Annotated in this window: 1 protein-coding gene and 2 pseudogenes; 1 reads left to right on the forward strand and 2 read right to left on the reverse strand. The window is 69.9% G+C overall.

Features of this window, described 5'->3' with window-relative positions; translation table 11 throughout:
* Nucleotides 1-103: 103 nt before the first annotated feature.
* Nucleotides 104-921: pseudogene (locus IH44_RS42110) on the reverse strand (IS481 family transposase); the annotation flags it as partial.
* Nucleotides 922-1012: 91 nt separating this feature from the next.
* Nucleotides 1013-2235: pseudogene (locus IH44_RS42115) on the reverse strand (ISL3 family transposase); the annotation flags it as partial.
* Nucleotides 2236-2443: 208 nt separating this feature from the next.
* Here IH44_RS42115 and IH44_RS42120 point away from each other — a divergent pair.
* Nucleotides 2444-2635 (forward strand): hypothetical protein, encoded by a 192-nt coding sequence (locus IH44_RS42120; protein ID WP_035958388.1) that lies wholly within the window; start codon nt 2444-2446, stop codon nt 2633-2635.
* The last annotated feature ends 291 nt before the right edge of the window (nt 2636-2926 follow it).

Below are 2926 nucleotides of genomic sequence, written 5' to 3' on the forward strand. Positions count from 1 at the left end.
GGCGGCACCGCCGCTGGCCTTGCCATGAACGATCAGACTCCTCTGCGCAGCAGGGCCCGAAAGAAACGAGCCCTGCCACATAGCCTGACGCGCGACAGGTTAGGTAGGGCCTGGCGTAGGCCCATTCCTCGAGCAGGGTGCGGTTGAAGCGTTCGACCTTGCCGTTGGTTTGTGGCCTGTAGGCGCGAGTGCGCTTGTGGGTCACGCCGGCGGCAGTCAGCGCGTCGCGCCATAGGCGGGAGCGGTAGCAGGAGCCGTTGTCGGTCATCACCCGTTGGACGGTGATCCCGGCCCGGGCGAAGAACTCTTGTGCGCGGGTCCAGAAGGCGGTGGCGGTCTCCTTGCGTTCGTCGGTCAGGATCTCGCTGTAGGCCAGCGGGAGTGGTCGTCGACGGCGTTGTGTAGGTAGCTGTAGCCCACGCCCGACCGGGAGGGGCTGCCCTTGCGGCCGCGGACCCGGTGGCCGCCGCCGTCGGGGATGTTGCCGAGCTTCTTGATGTCAACGTGAACCAACTCGCCTGGCGCGCAACGCTCGTAGCGGCGTATCGGCCGGCCGGTGGCGCGGTCCAGGTGCGAGAGGCGGGCGAGTTTGTAGCGGGTGAGGACTCGGTGCACGGTGGCGGGGTTGAGCTTCAGCAGGTAGGCGATGCGGGCCGGGCCCCAGCGGCGCAGGACGCGGACCTTGATGATCCGCCGCTCGGTGCGGGTGGGGGTCCGGTGCGGGCAGTAGCGTGGCCGGGAGGGCCGGTCGGTCATGCCGGCCTCTCCCAGCACGCGGTAGCGGTCCGCCCAGCGTTTGGCCGTGGTCGGCGAGACCTGGAAGCGCTCTGCGGCCCGCCTCAGCGGCCAGCCGTCCTCGACCACGCAGCGGGCCAGACGCAGCCGTCCGGTCTCGGTCAGCGGTGCGTTACGGTGTGGCATGAGGGCCTTTCTGGGAGCCGGTGCAGATGTCGCAATCCACACCGAGCCAGAAGGCCCTCACTCATTTCAAGATCGCACTGCCGTGAACCCCGTCACCAACCTCCGTGGTCAGTACATCTAGTTCGCGCAGGAGTTCGGTGTCCTTGTCGCGGAGGTTCTCGGGGCGGGTGAGCAGGAGTCGGGCGAAGTGCTTCGGGGTGGTGACGGGCCTGTCGCCCTCGGCGCGGCCCTGGTTGAGGTAGCGGACCAGCAGGTTCGCGCTGCCGGTGTAGCCGAGTCCTTGATTTCGCGCAGGAGGTGGGTGACCGGCACTGCGGGGTCCTCGGCCCGGCGTCGGCGCAGGTGGTCGCGGTAGGGGTCGACGAGCGTGGGCTGGTAGCGGGGCGCGCGGCGGTCGCCGGTGGGCTCGTTCATGCGGGAGTACCGCTTGACGGTGTTCAGGGCGACGTCGAGGCGGCGGGCGCATTCGAGCAGGCCGATGCCCTGGCCGAGCAGGTCGTGGACCTTGTGCCACCGCTCGCGGGTGGTCTGCTCGCGCACGCCTCCGGGTCGGACGGGGTTCACGTCGGTGGCCCAGCAGGCGGCGTGCGAGCGGACCTCGGCCAGGACCCTGTCGCACAGGTTCGACCACAGGTGCCACCTGTCGATCACCTGCACCGCGTCGGGCAGGGCCCGGCGGATCGCCTCTCCGTAACAGCCGGATCCGTCCCGGCAGACCACCTCGACCCCAGGGTGCTCGCGCAGCCACACGGTCAGTGCCGAAGCGGTGCGGCCGGGCAGGACGTCGATCCACTCCCCGGTCTCGGCGTCGATGACCACGGTCGCGTAGCGGTGCCGGCGCTTGAGGGCGAAGTCGTCGACTCCGAGCACCCGCGGCACCCGCGGCGACGGCAGTGGCTGGCGCATGAGCAGGCGCAGAGCGGTCGAGTGAGAGATCGCGCAGGCCAGCGCGCGGGAGAGGCGGGCGCCCGCCCGGCCCGCTAACTCCTTTACCAACGCACCGAGCTGGTCGGAAAGTCGCCTGGTGCGGCGCTGGTAGCGCTCCACCACGCCGGGGACCTGCTCGCGGAACGTCTGCCGCGGGCAGCCGAGCACCGGGCACACCAGCCGCCGCAGGCGCACCGACACCACCACCCGCCGCCCGTCGACCGGAACGTCCGCGACCCTTCGTCCGTGGAAGCCGTGCACCCGCCCCGTCGGCTCACCGCACACCGGGCACGGCACCGGATCGTCCCGGGTTCGAGCCGACACCCGGATCACCTCGCCCTCGTCCGCCACACCCTCGACGACCAGGGCCGACAGACCCGAAAACACCACGCCCACAAGCTCGTTGACATCACGCACACCGTGCCAACGACGGCCGTCACACTTGGTCACCACCGATTACGGGACAGAGCAGGTCACCGTACAGACCCCAGCCTCGGGCCCTGTGCCTTGACAGGTCACCTGTCGTCGTTGAGGTCGTGCCGTCGTGCCGGCCTCCTCGCGCGGGTGACTCCGTACACCGTCGAGGAGAAATGTTATGTGGTCCGTTCTCGGGGATATCGCTTCCGCGTCCCCGTGGCTCGTGCTGTTCCTGCTGTTCATCCTGGCGGCGGCCTTGGTCGTCTCCATGGCCCTGTGCCTGCGCGGCACCCAGGGGGTGGAACGGCCAGCGATCATCCGCGCGCTCGCCGAGCTGGTCCGTGCCCTGCGAGATGGGACCCGCCGCTGACGCGGCTCAGTGCAGGCCCGCTCCGAGCCAGCCGGGGTGGGCCTGCGTCTGCCAGTCGATCCAGCGAGCCGAGCGAGCGCAGCAGCGCAGCGCATGGTCCATGTGCTCAGATCTCCAGTATGGGAGTGCCGGTCCAGCGGGCAAGGGCGCTGGACGCGGCCAACTGCTTAAGGGTCTCGCGCTCGGGCAGGTCTGTCGCGCGTCAGGCTATGTGGCAGGGCTCGTTTCTTTCGGGCCCTGCTGCGCAGAGGAGTCTGATCGTTCATGGCAAGGCCAGCGGCGGTGCCGCCG

The organism is Kitasatospora sp. NRRL B-11411, from assembly GCF_000721345.1.
Classification (GTDB): domain Bacteria; phylum Actinomycetota; class Actinomycetes; order Streptomycetales; family Streptomycetaceae; genus Kitasatospora; species Kitasatospora cineracea.